The sequence below is a fragment of the Moraxella porci DSM 25326 genome (assembly GCF_002014855.1).
Taxonomy (GTDB): domain Bacteria; phylum Pseudomonadota; class Gammaproteobacteria; order Pseudomonadales; family Moraxellaceae; genus Moraxella; species Moraxella porci.
Genome location: NZ_MUYV01000007.1, coordinates 16,008 through 37,600, shown reverse-complemented (window position 1 = coordinate 37,600; position 21,593 = coordinate 16,008). Strand labels below are relative to the sequence as shown.

The window sequence follows — 21,593 nt, the reverse complement described above, 5'->3', positions numbered from 1 at the left end:
AAAATCACATCCAAAAATGCTAAAATATACCCTTAATCGGCCTCATACGCCCAAAGCCCTTTTCGATTTGCTTTTATAGGATTTTTCCCATGTCATATATGGCTGTCTTTTCAGGTAGTGCCAACCCTCAACTTGCCCAAACTGTCGCTGATAATCTGCACATTCCTCTGGGTAAGGCTGACATCAACCGTTTTTCTGATGGCGAAATCGCCGTCGAGATCAAAGAAAATGTCCGCGGTAAAGATGTCTTTATCCTACAGCCGACCTGCGCACCCACCAATGACAATTTGATGGAAATCGTCCTGCTTGCCGATGCATTGCGTCGTTCGAGTGCAGGCCGTATCACCGCGGTCATCCCTTACTTTGGCTATGCGCGCCAAGACCGCCGCCCGCGCTCGGCACGCGTGCCAATCTCAGCAAAAGTGGTCGCAGATATGCTATCGATCGCAGGTATTGACCGTGTGATGATGGTTGATCTGCATTCAGATCAGATCCAAGGCTTCTTTGATGTGCCTGTGGATAACCTATACGGCACGCCTGTGCTACTGCGCGACTTAAAGCAACAAAATTATGAAAATCTGATGGTTGTCTCGCCAGATGTCGGCGGTGTCGTTCGCGCTCGTGCGATGGCCAAGCTGCTGGGTGAAGCAGATCTGGCCATCATCGACAAGCGCCGCGCCCGTGCTAATGAATCACAAGTGATGCACATCATCGGTGATGTCTCTGGCCGCGACTGCGTCATCGTCGATGACATCGTCGATACTGCAGGTACGCTGTGTAAAGCCGCCCAAGCTCTAAAAGACAATGGTGCACGCCGTGTCGTCGGCTACATCACCCACCCTGTTCTGTCGGGCAAAGCCATCGAAACCATCAAAAATTCAGCCTTGGATGAGCTGGTCGTCACCGACACCATTCCGCTGTCAGAAGCTGCGATGGCCTGTGGCAACATCCGCCAAGTCAGTATCGCTGCGATGATCGCCGAATCACTGCGCCGTATCAATAACGAAGAATCGATCAGCGCCATGTTTGAATATGATGTCTGATGACCCTGTCATACTATAATCCGCCAGATTTGGCGGATTTTTTTATTAAAAAAACACCGCATAGTGCGGTGTTCGAATCCTAGGGCAGCTTAGCGCATGCGAGCCAGCAGATTGTCTTTTAGGATAAACTGATGATACAGTGCGCCGATGATGTGCGCTGCGATCAAAGCCAGCAGCAGCGGCCAAATCAGCCCAGTATGCCAATCCATCAGTGTACCTGCCAATGAATCATTCACACTGCCAAAGCCTGGGATCTGAAACAGCCCAAAGACATTGACGCCATAGCCGCCGTACATCGACGCCATAAAGGCGGTCAATGGCATCGCAAGCATCACGACATATAACAAAAAATGCACCACAGCCGAGGCAATGCTGTGTAATTTTGGCATAGGTGCTGGCGGCGTTTTGCTGACAAGACGGTTTAAAATACGCAGTACCGTCCAAATCAAAAAGCTAAAGCCCACCGATTTATGCAGGCTGATGAAGTCATCACCCTGCTCAATGATCAACCATGCAGCCAAGATGAGCAGCGCACCCACCCAATGAAAAACGCGTGCTGCCACGCTGTATTTATGTACAGTCGCAGTTGCTGTGTGTGTCATAAAACTTTCCCATCATTTTGGCAGCAAGCAAAGCGCTTGGCCAAGTCACTCATATCATTTCTAATAAATAATTTTTGATATTTTATCAAATATATCCAAAAGCTTGCTTGGGCAAACTGTAGCGGTTTTGTATCTGGCGACTTAGACCGACGCTTGTGATATGCCATCACACCAAACGACCAGTCCAATCTCAATAAACCCACCAAAATGATGGCACACCAACACCCATCGCCAATTTGACCTTTCAATCAACATACGATCATCAATGCAGATGAAGCTGGATGATTTTGCAGGTGATTATAATCTACAAAAGCAGATCCAAAAAAGTCATTTTGGTCTTGGCGATGGCGTGTGACAAATCACGAAAATATCACTGGGTGTGCAGAATGCGACACAGTCTGACGCATCAGTAAGTTATCATAGCCATCACAACCAAGCTTTTGGAGTCAAGATGACATATCAAATCCAAGCTGTAAACTGGCGTGGCGGTATGGCGCACCAACAGGATGCGGTACTGATCGCACCTAAAATCTATCAGCACCAAGGACGGATTAGCCGCTGTTATGACGCCAAGCAGTTTTGTGTCGCTGTCGCTGATGGTGTATCTGCCAGTCCTTATTCATCGCTGGCATCACGGACTTTGTTACAGCTGACAAGTGCGATGTACGCTGATAGAGGCGCAGTGGATTTTGTAGAGTTGCAACATCGGCTCAATCAAGCGCTGACAGATGATCGGCATGATGGCGCGAGCAGCACCTTGGTGTGCGCTTATACGGTGGGTGATGAGATTGTGCTTCAGCATCTTGGTGACAGTCGGGCGTATCATTATGACGGCGCGTCATGGGCGTGCTTAACCCAAGATCACAGCTTTATCAATGAGCTTAAGTCAGATGGCGCAGCGAGCAATGATGACTATGCCAGTTGTTATGGTGCATTGATGGGTTATTTTGTCGTTGATCGCATGGCGGATATGTCGGCAGTTGAGTTAGCAAGCCATCAGACATTGAGTCTAAAATCAGGCGAGTGCCTGCTGCTGTGCAGTGATGGTTTTTATGAAGTATTGCAGGGTCAGTTTTTGCCGATGGATGAGGCAATCAGCCTAAAACAATGGCTCATCGACAGCATTGATCAAATCAAGCAAATCAAGCCAACACAGCAGCTTGATAATATCAGCGCTGTTTTGGTGCGATGCATTCAATAAGGGATAAAGATGTTAAATGAAATATTATGCTTATGTATTGGTGGTGCCACTTATCACACCGATCACTTGATGCCGCTTGATAAAGTGCCAGAGAATGAGTCGATTGTTTTGGCTTTTTATCATCCAGATAATCACTGTGATCGTGATCAAATCAATCAGCTACAAGCAAATGGCGTGCATCTGGTGGCACTGGTGGATGCTGACGATGACAGACAGCTGCCAGAACAGGCCTTTTCGATGATCTGCTGTGATGATGCAAGACTGGTCGCTGAATTGATTTGTAATGCCGTCACCAACGGTTTTTTGAGAATTGATCTGGTTGAGTTGCTCACAGCATTGTCAGGCTGCATATTTGATCATCAAAGATGCATCGGCACGGGCGATCAGCGGATTGACATGATCATCGATCAATCAAAAAGCATCAGATCATCTAGGCAGCTTTGCATTTTTAATGGTGATTTTGGCTTTAATGAGCAGATTACATTTTTATCTGCTTGTGAAGAGGCAGAGCTGTTGTTTTATTCGCTGGATAGTGGCAAGAGTATGGGTGATGAAGCTGTGGTGGATGTATTGTATTCACGCGATTGATACCAAAGCTTCAGTAAGCAGCTTGGGCGATGGCTCACCCATCAAAGATCACTGTCTTATCTATACGCCAGAGCCAAAGCATGCTAAGATAGCTTATGGATCTACAGGAGCTCATCATGCCAACTGGCGCAGTCACCCACTACCATCAACAAGCGCATCATCCCACTTCACAAGCTCACCCCAAGCTATGGCTGGCAGCGATCATCACAGCATTGATCGTCTGTATATGTGGCTGTAGCGACCCTCAAGGTGGCAGTGCAAATACGCGCATCAGCTTAGATAAACAAAGCGTCATGACGGTAAAAATGTCAAAATATCAGCCAAGCTTTGCTTTTGATGGCACCATCATACCCGCCAAAAGCGCAGTGATGGATCTGATTGATGCCGCCCAAGTCAATGAGGTCTTTGTCCAAGCTGGCGATGAGGTGACTGCAGGTGATGTGCTGCTCAGCTACACGCCTGATATGCTGACCGACAATGCAGCCAATCAATCGGATGAGCTTCATCTGACGGCAGAATTTGATGGCACCATCACCCAGCTGCATGCCGTATCTGGCACGCATTATCCCAAAAAGACACCGCTGGTCGAGATCCAAGATCTTAATGCGCTCAAATTCATCAGTCGGCTGTCAGCGACCTTGATGGATTATATCAAGGTGGGCGATGCCGTGACTTTTGGCGTCGATGGCGTCACGCACACAGGTCAGATCAGTCAGGTGGTGAGCGCCAGTAATGACAATCGCCTGATCGATGTGCATGTGATGATTCCACTTGAACCCGCCCAAGACCCCAACGATCTTTTGGGTCGCAGTGTCGTCGGTCACATTGATTATGGCCAGATTCAGGTTGGCGTGATGATGCCAAAAATGGCGGTATATGATGCACAGATGAATGCGATTGATCTTGAGCCTTTTGCCAAGCCGCCGCACAAGCCCGAATCGCCCATCGATGGCCAGATTTGGGTTATCAAACAAAACCATCGCCTGGCGCTATCACCTGTGAAGCTATTGGAATATTATCCAAAAAATCAGCAATTTTTGGTACAAGGCATCACCGAGGACAGCCTAGTCGTCACCCAGCCCTTGCCCAAAGAGGCGCGCGATCAGGAAGTTCATCTTAAATGAAGTATTGATGACAGGTGTGTCACAGCACCGCATAAATGTTACAGATTTTTGAGATTGTTTGCTAAAATTTGCTTATCGCGCCCTGATTTATGCAATTTAACTACAATTTAATGCTTGATAAGCGCAAGAAAACTTGGCAAGATATGCTTATTAAGTTTTCATATGAAATAGTGATAAACATAAGTTAAGCGCTGATTGTCATTGGCGTACAGTAATTTTGATAATAAGGTAAAAAGGCATTGATATGAATAAACAAATTCTACTCATCGAAGACGATCCAGATTTGGCCGAACTGATCAGCGACTATCTGTCGATGAACTATTATGAAGTGCATCATGCACCAACTGCCCAAGGCGGTTTGGATATTTTGGAGGCCAAAGAGCGCGACATCAGTCTGATCGTACTGGATCTGATGCTGCCTGACATGGATGGCATGCAAGTCTGCCAAAAAGTCCGCGCCTCAAAAAACACCCTCATCAACAAAGTCCCCATCGTCATGCTGACGGCAAAAGGCGACACCACCGATCGCGTGTTGGGTCTTGAGATGGGTGCTGATGACTACATCGCCAAGCCGTTTGAACCTCGAGAGCTGCTGGCTCGCATCCGTGCGGTACTGCGTCGCCATGAGACCCCAAATCAAGCTGATACCAACTCTGGTAGCCTGACCTTTGGCCGTCTGACTGTCTATCCAGACAGCCACGAAGTCACCATCGACGAGAAAACGGTGCGCCTAACCACGCATCAATTCCAGTTATTGCACTACTTCGCCACGCATGCAGGCAAAGTATTAAACCGCGAACAGCTCTGGCAAGCCATGCCAAATGACGACAGCTCAGAGAACATCGATCGCGCCATCGATGTCCACATCTCGCGTCTGCGCGCCTTGATCGAGGATAATCCGCGTCAACCAAAGCGCATCATCACCGTACGTGGTGTCGGTTATCAGTTCGCCACTGACCAAGTATAAGATCTAATTCACCCAAAACCATCGAGCCATGCGTTTGATGGTTTTTGGTGTTTTTTGGTATGCTCTTCAGATTGATTGAGATTTTTTGATTTATGCGCGCGCCTCATCACGGTAAATTCGGTTTTCACTCCATCTCATCACGCTTGTTCATTAGCGTGTTTTTGGCGCTGTTGACATTTACCATTGCCTTCGTCGTGCTGTCACAGTTTGCGCATAACAACTCCGACCACGCCAGAACTCGTGCCATCGCCAGCCAAATTATGACCCAAATTGAGCCATTTTTGGCAGAGGCTCAAGCTTTATCCGCCGAAAACAATCTGCTTGAGGCGCGATTTTCACTGGTGGTGATCAAAAAAAGCTTCGATATTTTTGATGAAAGCCTCAATGCCAAGATCGGCCTGTACGATCCTCAAGGCCGCTTGGTATTACAAACCGAAAACACCAACCTGCCCGATGTCCTAGCGCCAGAGCCGCCTTGGATCAGTCAAATTTTCTCCCCTGCACCGCCACATACCATCGTCGATAGCGCGCTTGGCTACTCGCTTTGGTATGAAAATCGCATTCCAAGCCCCGAGCGCCCATTGATGGCATGGTTTAACCTGTTTTCGGGTACCATTTTATTATTTACCATCATGTCAGCGGTGCTGTGGTGGATTTCGCACAGCATCACTTGGCGGATCAACCAAATGAGCCGTCAGATGAGCCGTCTTGGTGAGGGTGATTTTAGCGTACGAGTCAGTGAGCATGGCAACGATGAGATCGCGGTACTGGCGCATGGCTTTAACCAATCGGCCCAAAAAATCGAACAACTGATCAACGCCAATAGCCTGCTACTGGCGCACGCATCGCATGAGTTTCGCACGCCAATTACTCGCATTCGCCTACAGATCGAGATGATGGATATGCTCGCAGCTCGCCTAGATGATGACACCAAGGCAAAGTTTGACAAGCGCGCAGCGGCAGTGAATCGAGATTTGACCGGACTCAATGAGTTGGTCGAGAGCATCTTATTGGTCTCGCGCCTCGATGCAGGTCATGCCCTGCAAGCCACCGAGCAGGTCGATCTGTATGAGCTGACGCGCCAAGAGTGTCAGCACTATCCTGAAGCGACGCTATTGGCCGAGCCTGTCAGCCTGCTTGCACAGCCCAAGCTATTAACCCATCTGGTGCGCAATCTATTGAACAATGCCATGATCCATGGCGTGCCACCGATTGAAGTGTACCTGTATTACGCCCAAACGCTTGGCGATGCTGCCATCATTCCATCTGCCCTGATTGAGCAGCGACAAGCACTCGATGTCAGCGGTGATATTTTGTGCAACGACATTCGTGAAGTCCAATCGGCCGAGGCTGGTGGTCGTCTGCCTGCTGAGTTTTTAAAGCGCTTTGCTCGTAAAGATAAAGACAAAGACAAAGCCAAATCACAGCCAAACTTTGCTGTATTGGCCTTTATTGACCAAGGTGAAGGCATCCCTGAAGATAAGCGAGAGGATATCTTTAGCCCCTTTGTTCGCCTAAAACAAGAGAAAAAAGGCTCGGGGCTTGGCTTGTCCTTGGTCTCACAAATCGTTGAAGCGCATCAAGGCAAGATCAGTACCGATACTTGGCAAGGCCACACCCGATTCTTGGTTGTATTGCCACTCAAACCAAAATCGATGACATCTGAGACTGATAAAGCCAAATTGTCGTCATAAACAGCACATCCATCTTGGCTAAGGTGGCATCAGCTGTCATCCATATCACTGACTCTGATCACAACAAGAAAATCATATTAAGCCCCACATGCCGCGTTTTCATGTTATAATAATCAGTTATTTTATTTTGATTCTTTAGCATGAACACACGGTCTTCTACTGCCATGATTGAGCTGCAAAACTTAAGCAAAGTTTTTCGCATCGAAAAAGATGGCAAAATCCATGATTTTACCGCTGTACAGCCCACAGATTTGACCATTGATCAAGGGGAGATCTACGGCATCATCGGTGCCTCTGGCGCTGGCAAATCCACTTTGATCCGCTGCGTAAACCTCTTAGAGCGCCCAACCACGGGTCGCGTCATCATCGATGGCACGGATCTGACCGCATTGACCGAACCTGCGCTGATCGCTGAACGCCGCAAAATCGGCATGATTTTTCAGCATTTTAACTTACTGCATTCTCGCACTGCTTTTGATAATGTCGCTTTGCCGCTTGAGCTATCAGGCATGCCAAAAGCTGCCATCGCCCAAAAGGTCACGGAGCTATTGGCATTGGTCGGCCTATCTGACAAAAAAGATGCCTATCCTGCCAGCCTCTCTGGCGGTCAAAAGCAGCGCGTCGCCATCGCTCGCGCCTTGGCATCTGATCCAAAAGTGCTGCTATGCGACGAAGCCACCTCAGCACTCGATCCTGCGACCACGCAGTCGATTCTTAAGCTATTAAAACAAATCAATCAAGCACTTGGCATCACCATCTTGCTCATCACCCATGAGATGGATGTGGTCAAGCGCATCTGTGATAAGGTCGCTGTCATGGATCGCGGTATCTTGATCGAACAAGGCACAGTCAGTGAGATTTTTGCCAATCCACAAACCGAGCTTGCCAAAGAGTTCATCCGCTCAACCTTTCACATCGGTCTGCCAGACAGCTACATGAGCGCCCTACAGTCATCGCCTGCGGCAGGATTGTCGCCTGTGATTCAGTTTGAATTTACTGGTGCGTCGGTCGATCAGCCGCTCTTCTCCCAAGCCTCAAAGGCCTTTGGCGTGGAATTTAACATCCTGACTTCGCAGATGGATTATGCTGGTGGTGTGAAGTTTGGCTTTACAATCGCACAGATGACTGGCGACGATGCTGCGATCACTCAAGCGATTGATTTTTTACAGACCCATCGGGTAAATATTGAGATACTTGGCTATGTGGGATAAATTACTCATCGATTTTACAACCGAAATGCACCCAAAGATGTGGAGCATGGTCGCCCAGTCCACTTGGGAGACGCTTTACATGGGGCTGACTGCCACTGCCATCGCTGTACTGGTGGGTCTGCCGCTTGGCTTCTTGGCGTTTTTGACGGACAAAGGTCGTATCCTTGAAAATCGCAGCATCTTTGTCATCTTGGATGCTTTGATTAATGTTGGTCGCTCGGTGCCATTTATTATTTTATTGATTGTGTTGATGCCAGTGACGCGTTTTTTGGTGGGGACGACGCTTGGTACGACAGCGGCGATTGTGCCATTGAGTGCGGCGGCGATTCCGTTCTTTGGACGCTTAACCGCCAATGCCTTGCTTGAAGTGCCAACTGGCCTGACCGAAGCTGCCAAATCGATGGGGGCGACGCATTGGCAAGTGGTGAGCAAATACTATCTGCCTGAGAGCCTGCCAATTCTCATCAATGCCGTGACGCTGACCTTGGTGTCGCTCATCGGCTATTCGGCGATGGCAGGCGTCGTCGGTGCAGGCGGCCTGGGTAGCTTGGCCATTAACTACGGTGAGCATCGCAACATGGTGTATGTCAAATGGATCTCCACCATTATCATCGTCGCGATCGTGATGATCTGCCAAAAAGCAGGTGACATGCTGGCTGCCAAAGTTGATCATCGCTGATTGGTTGAGTTTTATAAGATTTATCGAGAAATTTGGTCATCTGATGCCGCTTGATGCTTGCATTGGATGGCTTTTTTTGCTTTAATATGACAATTGTTGCTATTTAGCAATTTTTTATTATCCCATCTGATCTGATCTATTTTTGGAATTGATTATGACTTTTAATTTGAGCAAATTTTTTGGCGTGTGCGCCATCGCATCAGGCATCGCCCTAGCTGGCTGCAACCAAGACAAAGCAGCACAACAAACTGCCGCCCCTGTTGGTGATGCACCTGCTGCCGAAACCATCAAAGTTGGTGTGATGGCAGGCCCTGAGCAAGCTGTCGCCGAAGTGGCCAGCCAAGTGGCAAAAGATAAGTACAATTTGACCGTTGAATTGGTTGAATTTAACGATTATGCGCTGCCAAATACTGCCGTCTCTAAAGGCGAGCTGGACGCTAATGCCATGCAGCATAAGCCATATTTGGATAAAGACAGCCAAGAAAAAGGTCTGGACAACCTAGCCATCGTTGGCAATACTTTTGTCTATCCACTGGCAGGCTACTCAACCAAAATCAAAAACCTCTCTGAGCTAAAAGACGGTGCCATCATCGCTGTGCCAAACGATCCATCGAACCTAGCTCGTGCGCTGATTTTGCTTGAAAAACAAGGTCTGATCAAACTAAAAGACCACAATAACCTATTCTCAACCACCATTGACATCATCGAAAATCCAAAAAATCTGGTGATCAAAGAAGTGGATACCTCTGTGGCAGCTCGCGCCATGGATGATGTGGATATCGCTGTGGTAAATAACAACTATGCTGGTCAAGTCGGCCTAACTGCCAGCGAAAATGGTGTATTTGTCGAAGACAAAGAATCACCATATGTGAACATCATCGTCGCTCGCACCGACAATAAAGACTCTGCAGCCATCCAAAACTTCGTCAAAGCCTATCAAACTGATGAAGTCGAAGCCGAAGCCAAAAAGCAATTTAAAGACGGCGTGGTCAAAGGTTGGTAATCTCACCGAACTTAACAATCCCTATCATCGCTCGGTGATGGGGATTTTGTTATTTCAATCATAGATATGAGCCAAGTTTCTTTCGCCAAAAAAGTTTTGGTGCTGCTACACATTCCATTTTTACCACTCTTCTTGGTCGGTCAGTTTGGTATTGGCTTAAATTCTCACTACCAAGACTGCTTATACATGCTTGAAAATGGGTTTTATGCCAGACCAACCATTAACTTTATTCTGATTAATATAATATACATCTTATTGAATTTATTATATTTATTTGTACTTTGGACGCATCACCAACGCTTGCCCAAATTACTATTATCACAATCAAAACGAATATACGGCTTCAGCTTTGGCATCCATATCGCCATTTATCTGCTGGGTTTGCTGAGATTTTTTTATCTTGATTGTGCGGATGTGTGGGGGATATGATGGCGACGCTGGCTTTGGCAAAGAGAATTTTATTATTTTTACATATTATCTTTATCCCTGTATCACTGATACTGCAATTACCCAAGCAAGGTTTATTTAGCACAATATTATGGATGTTTCAGCTAAATGTGATGGTTTTTGTGGGATTAAATCTTGTGTATTTGTTGGTTGCCAATCTACAAAATGATGAATTGCCCAGACAGATTTTTAGACAAAGCAAATGGATTTATCTTGGTAGTCTGGGGTTTATGACGCTGTTGTTTGTTTTTAACTTAATTCGATTTATCATAAGTCATTGAACTTTAAACAGAGATATGAAAAACCGCCCAAATGACGAGCGCACAATAAGCCACGGCACCCAAACCCAACACACCAAAAATCGCCATAAGTGCTGCACCAAACCATCTTTGTGCTTTGACTAGCTCATAGCACAACTTAATGCTAAACCCTGCAAACACCAAAGCAATGAGCGCCATTAGTGCCATCAATATCACCATAATAAACTTCCTTTAAAATAAAAGCGTATCCATCGATACGCTTTTATCGGTTTTAGCCATTTACTTTTGTTCAGCTTCTTTGGCATTACGCTCATCGATCTCACTCATCGATGTCGCAGGGACAAACTGCCCATTATTGACATCCGTGCCACGAGCGGCGTGCTCGGTCTTGAGTGACTTGGCGACTTCAGGTGGCATATAGTTTTCGTCGTGCTTGGCAAGTACTTCGCTGGCGACAAAGGTGCCGTTTTGTAGTTCACCCGTTGCCACGACGCCAGAGTTTTCGGCAAATAGATCAGGCAATACGCCACGATAGCTGACAGGCACGGTCGATTTAAAGTCGGTGATCTCAAACTGCACATTGAGCTGATCAGCGGGATCACGCTTGACACTACCTGCCACGACCATGCCGCCAGCACGGATACGCTTGGCTTCAGGTGCTTGACCTGCAGCGATGGCTGTCGGGTCAAAATAATAATCGGTCTGATTGCGGATGGCATACAAAATCAAACTCACCGCCACCACCGCACCGAGTAGCACGGCAATGACCCACATCAGCTTTTTTTGTCTGACTGCATTCATGATGTCACCCTTATCATTAATAATTCATCAATTAAGATTGTTTGCGTTGTTTATTGGTTAGGCGAGATTGTGCTTGCTGTCTGCCAAGTTTATCTAGCGTCTGTTTGCGTTCATTTTTGGCATAAATAATCAAGCCAATGACTGCCAAAAAAGTCATCGCATAGCACAGCCATACATAAAAGCCATGCCCACCCATCGCCAAAAAATCACCAAAAGTCTTAAAATACGGTGTCATCGCTCGCCCTATTTATCCGAATTAACCAATCGAGTTACCCATGCTTTGTTGGCTTCACGGCTTAAAATCAAAGAATTGGTGCGATAAATCGCCAATGCCGCCACCAAAAAATACATCCCAAGCATCATAATCAGTAGTGGCACCCACATCGATGCACTCATCTTGGGTGCGTTGGTCACCGTAAAAGTCGCCCCTTGGTGCAGTGTGTTCCACCATTCCACCGAATATTTGATGATGGGCAAATTCACCGCACCGACAATGGACAAAATCGCCGCCGCCTTACCACGGTTGCTACTATGCTCAAATGCTGCAAACAATGCCATCACCCCTGCGTACAAGAACGCCAAAATCAGCATCGATGTCAAGCGCGCATCCCACACCCAGTAAGTCCCCCAAGTCGGCTTTGCCCAAATTGACCCTGTCAAAAGACTCAGCACACAAAAGATAAAGCCAATCGGTGCAATGGCTTGGGCGACGATGTTGGCGGTTTTGATTTTCCATACCAAAAAAATCACCCCAAGCACACTCATCGCAAAATAAATACTCATCGCAAGGCTCGCCGCTGGCACATGGATAAAGATGATGCGATAGCTGTTACCCTGCAAATAATCAGGCGGTGCAAAACCCAAGCCCCACACCGTGCCAACACCAAGCAAAATCGCTGCGATGGCGGCAAGATATTTTACCCAAGGTGAGAAAATCTGAAAAAATCGCTCGGTGCCGACAGTGGTCAAAAATCCTTGCCAAAGTCGTCCAAAAAAACTGGCTTGGCTCGTGCTATTGGTGGCTTGGCTATTTTTTGGCATTTTTCTACCTAGCTCAAAGGCTTCTATAAGTTGCAAAAAGTTTTGAAGGAAAATCACGCGAATCACTTTGCCAAAATCGGTGGCAAATCTTAATTATTATAGCACAATTCGCCCCACTCTATACAAAATTTGGCAAGCTATCTGGACAATTTTCATCAACAATCCGTCTGCCATCCCTTGTAAAATCGGTGATTTGACTGCATAATGATAGGATAATCGTTGTAAATTCATTACCAAACTGGATACATTGATGACTCAATTGACAAAACCTTCAAAAGCATCTCGCCAAATCTCACTAGTACTGCTCGGTGCAACAGGTCTAGGACTGACTGCCTGCTCGCCTGCCGAAGCACCGCAAACAACCGCACCCGCACCGCAAGAGCAGACACAGCAGTACACCAGTGCTGAAGCACAAGCCTTGCAAGAACAAGCCGCCGCCCTACAAGCCCAAGCTGCCGAGCTTGAAGCACAAGCACAGGCTGAGCAAGCTGCCGCCGAACAAGGCACCGAAGCCACCGCTGAAAATGGTAGCGGTGTCGGTACTATGCTGGGTGCTGCCGCTGCCGGTGCTGCCGCTGGTTATATCGCAAGTAAAGCTGCCGGTGCAGGCAAAGCACAGACAGCCGCTGCTTCACAAACCGCCCAAACGCCAACCACCACTCAGCAGCCTGTCCAAAACACCCAGCAACAAGCCGCCAACCAAAACCGCCAATCACTGGCACAGGCGACAGCAGATAATAAGACTGGCACGACTCGCCAAGGCTTTGGGGCAACTGGCGGTAGCACGAGCGCTGCATCGTGAGACGCATCAAGGTCGCGCCACGCCCTGATTGGCAAGGTGAGATGGCTCGCATTGGCTTTGATTATCACAGTATCGATGGTAATTATTGGCAAGAAGATGCGTGCTATGTGTTTGATGAACGCCAAATCGATATCATCGAAACTGCCACCGAAGCACTGCACCAGATGTATCTACAAGCCGTCGCCCATGTCGTCAAAACAGGCGATTATGCACGGCTTGGGCTGTCAGATACTGCTGCACGACTGATTGAACAAAGCTTCAAAAACCGTGAGCCAAGTCTGTACGGTCGCTTTGATTTGTGCTTTGATGGCACAACTGAGCCTAAGCTGTATGAATACAATGCTGATACACCGACATCCCTGTTTGAAGCCAGTGTCGCCCAGTGGTATTGGCTACAGGCTCAAGGTGGTGAGCTGAGTGGTGCCGACCAGTTTAATAGCATTCATGAGCGATTATTGGTAGAGTTTGGGGCGATGAAGCCTGTGATTGGCCAAGATAAGCTGTATTTTACCGCAGTCTCTGCCAGCGTCGAAGACTACACCACCACTCGCTACCTACAAGATGCCGCTATCCAAGCAGGACTTGCCACCGATTATATCGATATCGGTGCGATTGGTCATCGTGCGACCGACGGGCGATTTACGGATCTAAAAGACCATGCCATCAGCCATCTATTCAAGCTGTATCCATGGGAGTGGCTACTGTCCGAAGCGTTTGGCAGTCATATCGAGCATAGTGGCACGCAGTTTATCGAGCCTGCCTATAAGCTGTTGATGAGTAACAAAGCATTGCTTGCTGTGCTATGGGAGCTATTCCCAAATCACCCGAACCTACTACCAGCAAGCCTAAACGCATCTGCAATCGCATCTGATGTGGTCAAAAAGCCGTTTTTCTCTCGAGAAGGGGCGAACATCAGCCTGCATCAAGGCGATATGCACATCGCAACCGATGGCATCTATGGGCAAGAAGGTTATGTTTATCAAGCACTTAAACCGCTGCCAAAGTTCACCAATCATCAGGGTCAAGCCGTCTATACGGTCATCGGTAGCTGGGTGATTGGTCATAGCCCTGCAGGGATTGGCGTGCGTGAAGACAGTACGCTGATTACCAAGGACACCAGTCTTTTTGTACCGCACGCCTTTGTGTGATGCACAACCGCCATCACACCCACCCATCCAAAACAAAAGCCCTAATGTTAGGGCTTTTGGATAAGATCTGATCTTAAAATCATACTTAGAATGGCATGTCATCATCCGTCACACCGACGGCTGGATTGATGACATTTTTATTCGCGGCAGGTGCTGGCGTATTCGGCTTAGGCGCGCTGACAGCAGGCTGCTGGAATGAGTTATTCTGTGCCATCGGGTTGCCTTGCGCTTGTGGTGCGTAGTCTTGATTGTACTCATTATGATGACTTGGCGCTGACTGGCTTGGATATGACTGCTGACCGCCCTGCGCATACGGCTGCTGACCACCAAACTGATTGCCGCCCTGATTTGGATTGCCGTAGTTGCGATTTTGTGGTGCTTGGTTTTGTTGACGACCATCGTATCCACCTTGATTACGGGTATTTTGATAACCGCCTTGGTTGTAGTTACCATTGCCACCTTGATTGCCTTGATAACCACCGTTATCATTGCCACCACGATTGCCAAGCATCTGCATACTGTCAGCGCGAATCTCGGTGCTATAACGGTCTTGTCCTGTCTGTGGATCCGTCCATTTACGGGTGCGCAGGCTACCTTCGACATAGACCTGCGAGCCTTTGCGCAGATACTGCTGAGCGATCTCAGCCAGTTTATTATTAAACACCACACGGTGCCACTCGGTGTGTTCCTTGCGCTCACCAGTGTTGCGATCGGTCCAGCGCTCACTGGTAGCGATCGAGACATTGGCGATCATGCCGCCATTTTCAAATTGCTTCACTTCTGGGTCGTTACCTAAGTTACCCACAAGAATGACCTTATTTACGCTCATAAGATTTCCTTTTTTGTTGTTAAAAACGATAAAAATCAGCCGAAATATCGCATCAATTTTTAGTGCTTACTTTACGAAATTTGAAGTAAAATTGCTAGGGGTTTTTGGCAAATTTACAAATTATTTTGCCAAAGATTTATCCGTCTCAAGCATCGGCTTCAAAAACCGCCCCGTATGCGATTTATCATCCATCGCCACTGTCTCTGGCGTACCTGTAGCAACGATTTCACCACCACCGCTACCACCTTCGTAGCCCAAATCCACAATCCAGTCAGCGGTCTTGATGACATCCAAATTATGCTCAATCACCACCACCGTATTACCCCGATCACGCAAGGTATGCAAGATGTGCAATAGCTTGGCAATGTCATGAAAATGCAGGCCTGTGGTCGGCTCATCTAAGATGTACAAGGTCTTGCCGGTATCTCGCTTGGCAAGCTCTTTGGCAAGCTTGACACGCTGCGCTTCACCCCCTGATAGCGTCGTCGCCGACTGACCTAGACGGATATAGTCCAGCCCCACTTCGTGTAGCGCCTCAAGTCTGCGATGAATCACTGGAATCGCCTCAAAGAATACCATCGCCTCTTCGACCGTCATATCGAGCACATCACTGATGGATTTGCCCTTATATTTGACTTCCAGTGTCTCTCGGTTGTACCGCTTGCCATGACAGGCATCACACGGCACATACATATCTGGCAAAAAGTGCATCTCAACCTTAATCAAGCCGTCGCCTTGGCATGACTCACAGCGACCGCCCTTGACATTGAAACTAAACCGCCCCGCCTTGTAGCCACGAGCTCGTGCCTCGGGTGTCTGAGTGAATAAATCACGAATCAAGGTAAACACACCTGTATAAGTCGCAGGGTTACTGCGTGGCGTGCGACCGATCGGGCTTTGGTCAATATCCACCATCTTATCCAGATGCTCAAGCCCTGTAATGCTGTCATATTTTTCGGGGACAAGTGTCGTGGCGTTATTGAGTGCAGTGGCTGCCAGCGGCATCAAGGTGCGGTTAATCAAGGTGGATTTGCCTGAGCCTGACACACCTGTGATACAGGTCATCACACCGATTGGGATGGATAGATTGACATTTTTTAGGTTATTACCACTTGCGCCATCAAGCCTAATATACAGCGGCTCTTCGATGCTAGATTTATTTTTGCCCTTGCCTGTTTCGACGGTGATGGTCGCAGGCGTATGACGCACGCTTGGCACTTCGATGCGACGCTTACCCGATAGATACTCACCAGTCAATGAGCCTTTGACGGCGGCGATTTGCTTGGCCGTACCTTGGGCAACTACTCGCCCACCGTGCACGCCTGCACCGACACCGATGTCGATGATGTGATCGGCTTGACGGATGGCATCTTCGTCATGCTCGACGACCACTACCGTATTGCCCAAATCTCGCAAATGGGTCAAGGTCGAAAGCAAGCGGTCATTATCCCTTTGGTGCAGACCAATCGACGGCTCATCAAGCACATACATCACACCCATCAAGCCTGCACCAATCTGACTGGCTAAGCGAATACGCTGTGCTTCACCACCTGAGAGCGTCTCGGCACTGCGAGCCAAAGTAAGATATTCAAGCCCAACTTTGGTCAAAAAGCCCAAGCGTTCACGGATTTCTTTAAAAATCTTATCTGCCACTTCGCCTTTGGCACCATCGATATGCAGATTTTCATAATACTGCCACGCCTCACCAATCGGCAGATGAATAATCTCGCCGATGCCTTTGCCATCGACCTGTACATGACGCGCGATATCATTGAGACGCACGCCATCGCAGACATTACACGCCGTGTCGGATAGGTATTGGGCAAGCTCATCACGCACAAGATTGCTCGTCGTCGATGCATAGCGACGCTCAAGATATGGCAAAATGCCTTCAAATGGCACGGTTTTTTTGCTTTTTCGGCCTGTTTCAAATACAAAATCAAACTCGATTTTTTCTTTGCCAGAACCATGCAGGATAATGTCCTGATGTTTTTTGGGTAAGGTTTGCCACGGTGCATCCATATCAATATCAAAATGACGACACACCGTACTCAAGATGCCAAAATAATACGCATGGCGTTTATCCCAGCCATGAATCGCCCCTTGGTTGAGCGACTTTTCAGGATGGGTAACGATGCGTTCGGCAGCGAAATACTGGCGTTTGCCCAAGCCATCACAAGCAGGACACGCCCCAGCAGGGTTGTTAAAACTAAACAGGCGTGGCTCAAGCTCGCTCACCGCACGATCGCAGACTGGACAAGAATGCTTGGCGGATAAAATCTGCTCATCATCGCCATTAGGATTACCATCCATGTGGTGCAAGATAGCAATGTCATTGCCAAGCTTGAGTGCTGTCTCAAGACTCTCTGCCACACGATTACCCAAATCATCACGCACCTTGAAGCGATCGACCACCACCTCAATGCTGTGTTTTTTGTTTTTTTCTAGACTTGGCAATTCATCGGTATCATAAATCACGCCATCAATACGCACCTTGGTAAAGCCCTGAGATGGCAGCTGCTCAAGTAGTGCCGTATGCTCGCCTTTGCGTTCACGCACCACAGGCGCAAGGATCATAAGCTTAGTATCAGCAGGCAAGCCGAGCACGCCATCAACCATCTCACTGACCGTCTGTGCTACCATTGGCTCGCCATGCTCAGGGCAGTGTGGTACGCCCACACGAGCAAATAGCAAGCGTAGATAATCATACACTTCGGTAATCGTGCCGACGGTGGAGCGTGGGTTGTGGTTGGTGGATTTTTGTTCGATGGCGATGGCAGGGGATAGGCCTTCGATGCTATCAACATCAGGCTTTTCCATTTGGCTCAAAAATTGGCGCGCATAAGCGGACAAGCTCTCGACATAGCGGCGCTGACCTTCGGCATACAGTGTATCAAAGGCAAGCGATGATTTGCCTGAGCCTGACAAGCCTGTGATGACGACAAATTTATCACGGGGGATATCGACATCGATGTTTTTGAGATTGTGCGTGCGTGCACCACGGATACTGATTTTGTCGTGTGCCATAGACTTGCCTTTTTGATATTTTAAATAGATATTATAAGGCATAATGGGGCAAAGTTGATGGATTTTAAAGTGGTAAATTGTAAGACGTACAACAATTTTTATACCATCGAATCAAGCCATGATGATAGACTTACTGTAAAATATTGGCTGTATTTTTGTAGTGAGAGCATTACCGTGTTTTTTATAACTCTTAACCCCAAAGATTTTTCGGTCGCTTATGCCAAACAAATCGCCGAACGTATTCTTGCTCGTGACCAAAAAAATCCCATACTGACCGATGAGCAGCGCCAGACACTGAACGCCATCACTCGCCCAATGCTTGGCGATCACGAAGATGAAATCAAGCGCCTATGCCAAGAAGTGGTAGATACGCTTGTCGTCACCGATCCAAATGGCAAGATACTAAAGTTTTATCGAGATGATGCACAAGGCTTGTTGTATTTTGGTGATGAAGACGGTTGGCGTGCTGGACAAGCACTGCATAAACACCCCACTCTTGACCCCAGTCATCTCAATCAAGACTGACATGACCTATCACATCTATCTTGGCGGCTCGTTTGACCCTGTTCACCACGCACATCTACAGATGGCGATGACAGCCTTCGAACAATTATCCGCTCTGCATCTGCCTGTGACAGTGACGCTACTGCCCACCGCTGGCAATCCCTTTAAAGGAGTGCCGACACCCACAGCACATCGCCTTGCCATGCTGACGCTTGCCACCGCCTATCTGCCGATTGGTATTGACGAGCGAGAGATTCACGAGCCGCCACCGGTTTATACCATCGATACCGTGCGGCAGTTGCGTGACGAGTTTGCCGATGATGTGCTGATTTATCTGGTTGGACAAGACAGCCTAAGCAGTCTGCCAAGATGGAAAAGTGGTGAGCAGCTGCCTGATTTGGTGAAATTTTGGGCATTTGATCGTGTGGGCGAAACCAAATCTATCGATCCATCGATATCGGCACGCCTGACGGATGATTTGGCTCAGTTTTTGTCAGATGATGGCTTGATTTATCAAGATCCCAGCTCGATCGCGGCAATGTCATCGAGCCACATCAGACAGCTAATCGCTGATGGCAAGGCAGATACACTGACAGACTATCTGCACCCTGCGGTCATTGACTATATTGATACACATCAGCTATACCAAGACAGCTAATTTGTGTTATAATATTGAGTTTTCTGATTAATTTTTTTGAATTTATGACTACTTTAACTTTAGAGCAAACCTTGGCGCTTGTCATTGAGACACTCGATGACCTAAAAGCCAAAAACATCACCACGCTTGAGATTGAGCATCTGACCGAAGTTGCCGAACGCATCATCATCTGTGAAGCCACTTCCAAGCGTCATGTCAAAGCACTCGCTGATAAGCTTGGTGCCGCCACCAAAGAAGCAGGACTTATGCCACTAGGTCGTGAAGGCGACAAAGACAGCGACTGGACACTGGTCGATCTAGGCTCTGTGGTCGTCCATGTGATGACGCCACAGGCGCGCGAGTTTTATGATTTAGAAGGTCTATGGTCATCGCCAGAAGCACTGCGCGCATTGGCGGTTGCACCAAAAGACTAAGCCAGTTCACACAAAATAACCGTTCATACCAAGCCGAATAAGCAAAAAGTATGAACGGTTTTTTTGCTGAATTAATCAGCCAACAGCCGTCTGACGCCTTGAATTATGCTCGAAGCCGATAGTACCACGGATACTGCTTACCAAAGCCAATCTCAGCCAAATTTGCCAAAATCCGAGCCGTCAGCCCCCAGACCACCTGCTCGCCTGCCCCGTCATCACCAAGCCATGCCGGTGTATGCAAGGTAAATCGCTGCACGCCAAGCATTCTAGGCATCGCATACGCCACAGGCGGTGTGAGTATCCGCTCAAACTCCAGCCAAAATATCGCATCAATTTCATCTTGATTGGCAATCAGCCCTTCAATCGCCGACTGTTCGATACTTGCCACCACAGGACGCACAAATAGCCCACTACGAGACATCTGCATCGGTAGATAACCAATCGGTGATATGTGATGCTGATACAGCCCCACTTCTTCAAAGGCTTCACGGCACGCCACCGATAGGCTTGATACATCCGTATCATCTCGCTTGCCACCGACGAATGACACTTCGCCAGCATGGCTATTCAGATTCACCGCACGGCGTGTCAGAAGCAGTCGTGGCACAGGCTCATCACTGATGGCGACGAGCACACACGCATCAGGCAAAGGCGAAGTTTGTTCAGCTAATGTTGATTTGGCGACGATATCGGCTGACAGCAGCTGATTATCCCCTTTGGATAAGGGCAGCACTTCCAAGCCGCCATCTTGCCAATAGCGATCAAGCTTGGCAGTCAGCATGGCAAATTGCCCTTGGGTGGTTGGGATATATTCACGATCGATGAATGTGACATCGGTCCGCTGGGTCAAATTTGGCATAACAGAATTTGTAATTGCGATGGATTTGTTTTAAACTAAATTATCACTCATCAAATGTCAAGGCTTAAGCTCATGCCCTACTGCCTACACTGCGGCACCCAAGCCCAAGAAATCATCCCACCAGGTGACAGCAAAGTCCGTATCGTCTGCCCTGCTTGCCACTATATCCATTACGACAACCCCAAGATGATCTGCGGGGCGCTTGTGCGTCATCATGATCAGGTGCTTTTGTGCCGCCGAGCGATTGAGCCACAGTATGGCAAATGGACCCTGCCGGCAGGCTTTATGGAAATCGGAGAGACCATGCTCGAAGGCGCGCTGCGTGAGACCATCGAAGAAGCTGCCGCCATCGCCACCGATGCCAAGCTGTATTGCTTATTTGATCTGCCGTTTTTGGGTCAGATTCATGCGATGCATCTGTCCAATCTCACTGCCGATGGTCGCTTTGGTGTGGGCGTGGAGAGTCTTGAGTGCGCGTTATTTGATGAAGCGGATTTGCCGTGGGATGAGCTTGCGTTTCGTACCATTCGCTTGACGCTTGAGCATTATTTGGCGGACAAACAAGCCATCATCGACAAGGGGCTCAACCCCAATGACTTTGCCAATTATCCACTGCACCAAATCACCTTAGATGAGATTGTGGTGGATGAATTGACTTGATGGTTAAGATGGTTAAAATGCCGATATCCAAA

At 48.1% G+C, this 21,593-nt stretch carries 24 protein-coding genes; 16 read left to right on the top strand and 8 right to left on the bottom strand.

Annotated elements, in window-relative coordinates:
* The first annotated feature begins 89 nt into the window (after positions 1-89).
* Positions 90-1,043 (top strand): ribose-phosphate pyrophosphokinase, encoded by a 954-nt coding sequence (locus B0681_RS06470; RefSeq protein WP_078317942.1) that lies wholly within the window; start codon positions 90-92, stop codon positions 1,041-1,043.
* A gap of 89 nt (positions 1,044-1,132) precedes the next feature.
* On the opposite strand, the gene B0681_RS06465 is transcribed toward B0681_RS06470, so the two are convergent.
* A complete protein-coding gene (locus B0681_RS06465) occupies positions 1,133-1,645 on the bottom strand; it encodes a cytochrome b (protein WP_078317941.1) in 513 nt (170 codons plus the stop codon).
* Positions 1,646-2,096: 451 nt separating this feature from the next.
* Between B0681_RS06465 and B0681_RS06455 the strand changes: the two genes are divergently transcribed.
* The 9 genes from B0681_RS06455 (at position 2,097) to B0681_RS06410 (ending at position 10,840) form a co-directional block, all read left to right on the top strand.
* Complete coding sequence (locus B0681_RS06455; RefSeq protein ID WP_078317939.1) at positions 2,097-2,846, top strand: PP2C family protein-serine/threonine phosphatase; 750 nt, start codon at positions 2,097-2,099, stop codon at positions 2,844-2,846.
* Between the two features lie 9 nt (positions 2,847-2,855).
* Positions 2,856-3,434 carry a hypothetical protein gene (locus B0681_RS06450; protein ID WP_078317938.1) on the top strand — a complete coding sequence of 193 codons (579 nt, stop codon included), beginning with the start codon at positions 2,856-2,858 and terminating at the stop codon, positions 3,432-3,434.
* Positions 3,435-3,550: 116 nt separating this feature from the next.
* Positions 3,551-4,558 (top strand): efflux RND transporter periplasmic adaptor subunit, encoded by a 1,008-nt coding sequence (locus tag B0681_RS06445; protein WP_114144966.1) that lies wholly within the window; start codon positions 3,551-3,553, stop codon positions 4,556-4,558.
* Between the two features lie 244 nt (positions 4,559-4,802).
* The gene (locus B0681_RS06440) at positions 4,803-5,525 is read left to right on the top strand and encodes a response regulator transcription factor (RefSeq protein ID WP_078317937.1); all 723 of its coding nucleotides are present in this window, start codon (positions 4,803-4,805) and stop codon (positions 5,523-5,525) included.
* 92 nt (positions 5,526-5,617) lie between these two features.
* Positions 5,618-7,219, top strand: coding sequence for a sensor histidine kinase (locus B0681_RS06435; RefSeq protein WP_078317936.1), 1,602 nt, complete (start codon positions 5,618-5,620; stop codon positions 7,217-7,219).
* A gap of 140 nt (positions 7,220-7,359) precedes the next feature.
* The gene (gene metN / locus B0681_RS06430; RefSeq protein ID WP_304442089.1) at positions 7,360-8,430 is read left to right on the top strand and encodes a methionine ABC transporter ATP-binding protein MetN; all 1,071 of its coding nucleotides are present in this window, start codon (positions 7,360-7,362) and stop codon (positions 8,428-8,430) included.
* Complete coding sequence (locus B0681_RS06425; RefSeq protein WP_078317934.1) at positions 8,420-9,109, top strand: methionine ABC transporter permease; 690 nt, start codon at positions 8,420-8,422, stop codon at positions 9,107-9,109. Before metN ends, B0681_RS06425 begins: the two co-directional genes overlap by 11 nt.
* A 154-nt stretch (positions 9,110-9,263) precedes the next feature.
* Positions 9,264-10,112 carry a MetQ/NlpA family lipoprotein gene (locus tag B0681_RS06420; protein WP_078317933.1) on the top strand — a complete coding sequence of 283 codons (849 nt, stop codon included), beginning with the start codon at positions 9,264-9,266 and terminating at the stop codon, positions 10,110-10,112.
* Between the two features lie 428 nt (positions 10,113-10,540).
* Positions 10,541-10,840: a hypothetical protein gene (locus B0681_RS06410; protein WP_078317931.1), complete on the top strand. Its 300-nt coding sequence runs from the start codon at positions 10,541-10,543 to the stop codon at positions 10,838-10,840.
* Positions 10,841-10,843: 3 nt separating this feature from the next.
* On the opposite strand, the gene B0681_RS06405 is transcribed toward B0681_RS06410, so the two are convergent.
* The 4 genes from B0681_RS06405 to B0681_RS06390 are packed head-to-tail and all read right to left on the bottom strand — an operon-like array spanning position 10,844 to position 12,661.
* Positions 10,844-11,038 carry a hypothetical protein gene (locus B0681_RS06405; protein ID WP_078317930.1) on the bottom strand — a complete coding sequence of 65 codons (195 nt, stop codon included), beginning with the start codon at positions 11,036-11,038 and terminating at the stop codon, positions 10,844-10,846.
* A 60-nt stretch (positions 11,039-11,098) separates the two neighbouring features.
* Complete coding sequence (ccmE, locus tag B0681_RS06400; protein ID WP_078317929.1) at positions 11,099-11,620, bottom strand: cytochrome c maturation protein CcmE; 522 nt, start codon at positions 11,618-11,620, stop codon at positions 11,099-11,101.
* A 31-nt stretch (positions 11,621-11,651) separates the two neighbouring features.
* On the bottom strand, positions 11,652-11,855 hold the full coding sequence (gene ccmD / locus B0681_RS06395; RefSeq protein ID WP_078317928.1) for a heme exporter protein CcmD: 204 nt from the start codon (positions 11,853-11,855) through the stop codon (positions 11,652-11,654).
* A gap of 8 nt (positions 11,856-11,863) precedes the next feature.
* Positions 11,864-12,661 (bottom strand): heme ABC transporter permease, encoded by a 798-nt coding sequence (locus B0681_RS06390; RefSeq protein WP_078317927.1) that lies wholly within the window; start codon positions 12,659-12,661, stop codon positions 11,864-11,866.
* 250 nt (positions 12,662-12,911) lie between these two features.
* Between B0681_RS06390 and B0681_RS06385 the strand changes: the two genes are divergently transcribed.
* Together B0681_RS06385 and B0681_RS06380 are read left to right on the top strand one after the other, a co-directional pair.
* Complete coding sequence (locus B0681_RS06385) at positions 12,912-13,463, top strand: hypothetical protein (protein ID WP_078317926.1); 552 nt, start codon at positions 12,912-12,914, stop codon at positions 13,461-13,463.
* Entirely contained in the window at positions 13,460-14,611 is a 1,152-nt protein-coding gene (locus B0681_RS06380; RefSeq protein WP_078317925.1) for a glutathionylspermidine synthase family protein, read from the top strand. The genes B0681_RS06385 and B0681_RS06380 overlap by 4 nt, the downstream gene beginning before the upstream one ends.
* 85 nt (positions 14,612-14,696) lie before the next feature.
* Here the strand turns inward: B0681_RS06380 and B0681_RS06375 are convergent, their stop codons facing one another.
* Positions 14,697-15,440, bottom strand: coding sequence for a single-stranded DNA-binding protein (locus B0681_RS06375; RefSeq protein WP_078317924.1), 744 nt, complete (start codon positions 15,438-15,440; stop codon positions 14,697-14,699).
* A gap of 120 nt (positions 15,441-15,560) precedes the next feature.
* Positions 15,561-18,467 carry an excinuclease ABC subunit UvrA gene (gene uvrA / locus B0681_RS06370; RefSeq protein WP_078317923.1) on the bottom strand — a complete coding sequence of 969 codons (2,907 nt, stop codon included), beginning with the start codon at positions 18,465-18,467 and terminating at the stop codon, positions 15,561-15,563.
* A gap of 174 nt (positions 18,468-18,641) precedes the next feature.
* Here uvrA and B0681_RS06365 point away from each other — a divergent pair, with 174 nt between their 5' ends.
* From B0681_RS06365 to rsfS, 3 genes are read left to right on the top strand one after another with little or no spacing between them, the layout of a single operon-like run.
* The gene (locus B0681_RS06365) at positions 18,642-18,992 is read left to right on the top strand and encodes a hypothetical protein (protein WP_143821227.1); all 351 of its coding nucleotides are present in this window, start codon (positions 18,642-18,644) and stop codon (positions 18,990-18,992) included.
* Between the two features lies 1 nt (position 18,993).
* On the top strand, positions 18,994-19,629 hold the full coding sequence (gene nadD / locus B0681_RS06360; RefSeq protein WP_114144963.1) for a nicotinate (nicotinamide) nucleotide adenylyltransferase: 636 nt from the start codon (positions 18,994-18,996) through the stop codon (positions 19,627-19,629).
* A 44-nt stretch (positions 19,630-19,673) separates the two neighbouring features.
* Positions 19,674-20,042 (top strand): ribosome silencing factor, encoded by a 369-nt coding sequence (gene rsfS, locus B0681_RS06355; RefSeq protein WP_078317920.1) that lies wholly within the window; start codon positions 19,674-19,676, stop codon positions 20,040-20,042.
* A gap of 103 nt (positions 20,043-20,145) precedes the next feature.
* Here the strand turns inward: rsfS and B0681_RS06350 are convergent, their stop codons facing one another.
* Positions 20,146-20,901, bottom strand: coding sequence for an NUDIX hydrolase (locus B0681_RS06350; protein ID WP_078317919.1), 756 nt, complete (start codon positions 20,899-20,901; stop codon positions 20,146-20,148).
* A 72-nt stretch (positions 20,902-20,973) separates the two neighbouring features.
* Between B0681_RS06350 and B0681_RS06345 the strand changes: the two genes are divergently transcribed.
* A complete protein-coding gene (locus B0681_RS06345) occupies positions 20,974-21,561 on the top strand; it encodes an NUDIX hydrolase (RefSeq protein ID WP_078317918.1) in 588 nt (195 codons plus the stop codon).
* Positions 21,562-21,593 lie beyond the last annotated feature (32 nt).

Bases quoted from the DNA above. Each gene is read 5' to 3' on its own strand.
- B0681_RS06445 (WP_114144966.1), top strand. From the start codon at position 3,551: ATGCCAACTGGCGCAGTCACCCACTACCATCAACAAGCGCATCATCCC.
- B0681_RS06350 (WP_078317919.1), bottom strand. From the start codon at position 20,901: ATGCCAAATTTGACCCAGCGGACCGATGTCACATTCATCGATCGTGAA.
- B0681_RS06390 (WP_078317927.1), bottom strand. From the start codon at position 12,661: ATGCCAAAAAATAGCCAAGCCACCAATAGCACGAGCCAAGCCAGTTTT.
- B0681_RS06385 (WP_078317926.1), top strand. From the start codon at position 12,912: ATGACTCAATTGACAAAACCTTCAAAAGCATCTCGCCAAATCTCACTA.
- B0681_RS06440 (WP_078317937.1), top strand. From the start codon at position 4,803: ATGAATAAACAAATTCTACTCATCGAAGACGATCCAGATTTGGCCGAA.
- B0681_RS06465 (WP_078317941.1), bottom strand. From the start codon at position 1,645: ATGACACACACAGCAACTGCGACTGTACATAAATACAGCGTGGCAGCA.
- B0681_RS06435 (WP_078317936.1), top strand. From the start codon at position 5,618: ATGCGCGCGCCTCATCACGGTAAATTCGGTTTTCACTCCATCTCATCA.
- B0681_RS06410 (WP_078317931.1), top strand. From the start codon at position 10,541: ATGGCGACGCTGGCTTTGGCAAAGAGAATTTTATTATTTTTACATATT.
- B0681_RS06405 (WP_078317930.1), bottom strand. From the start codon at position 11,038: ATGGTGATATTGATGGCACTAATGGCGCTCATTGCTTTGGTGTTTGCA.
- uvrA (WP_078317923.1), bottom strand. From the start codon at position 18,467: ATGGCACACGACAAAATCAGTATCCGTGGTGCACGCACGCACAATCTC.
- B0681_RS06455 (WP_078317939.1), top strand. From the start codon at position 2,097: ATGACATATCAAATCCAAGCTGTAAACTGGCGTGGCGGTATGGCGCAC.
- rsfS (WP_078317920.1), top strand. From the start codon at position 19,674: ATGACTACTTTAACTTTAGAGCAAACCTTGGCGCTTGTCATTGAGACA.
- metN (WP_304442089.1), top strand. From the start codon at position 7,360: ATGAACACACGGTCTTCTACTGCCATGATTGAGCTGCAAAACTTAAGC.
- ccmE (WP_078317929.1), bottom strand. From the start codon at position 11,620: ATGAATGCAGTCAGACAAAAAAAGCTGATGTGGGTCATTGCCGTGCTA.
- B0681_RS06420 (WP_078317933.1), top strand. From the start codon at position 9,264: ATGACTTTTAATTTGAGCAAATTTTTTGGCGTGTGCGCCATCGCATCA.
- ccmD (WP_078317928.1), bottom strand. From the start codon at position 11,855: ATGACACCGTATTTTAAGACTTTTGGTGATTTTTTGGCGATGGGTGGG.
- B0681_RS06425 (WP_078317934.1), top strand. From the start codon at position 8,420: ATGTGGGATAAATTACTCATCGATTTTACAACCGAAATGCACCCAAAG.
- nadD (WP_114144963.1), top strand. From the start codon at position 18,994: ATGACCTATCACATCTATCTTGGCGGCTCGTTTGACCCTGTTCACCAC.
- B0681_RS06345 (WP_078317918.1), top strand. From the start codon at position 20,974: ATGCCCTACTGCCTACACTGCGGCACCCAAGCCCAAGAAATCATCCCA.
- B0681_RS06470 (WP_078317942.1), top strand. From the start codon at position 90: ATGTCATATATGGCTGTCTTTTCAGGTAGTGCCAACCCTCAACTTGCC.
- B0681_RS06450 (WP_078317938.1), top strand. From the start codon at position 2,856: ATGTTAAATGAAATATTATGCTTATGTATTGGTGGTGCCACTTATCAC.
- B0681_RS06375 (WP_078317924.1), bottom strand. From the start codon at position 15,440: ATGAGCGTAAATAAGGTCATTCTTGTGGGTAACTTAGGTAACGACCCA.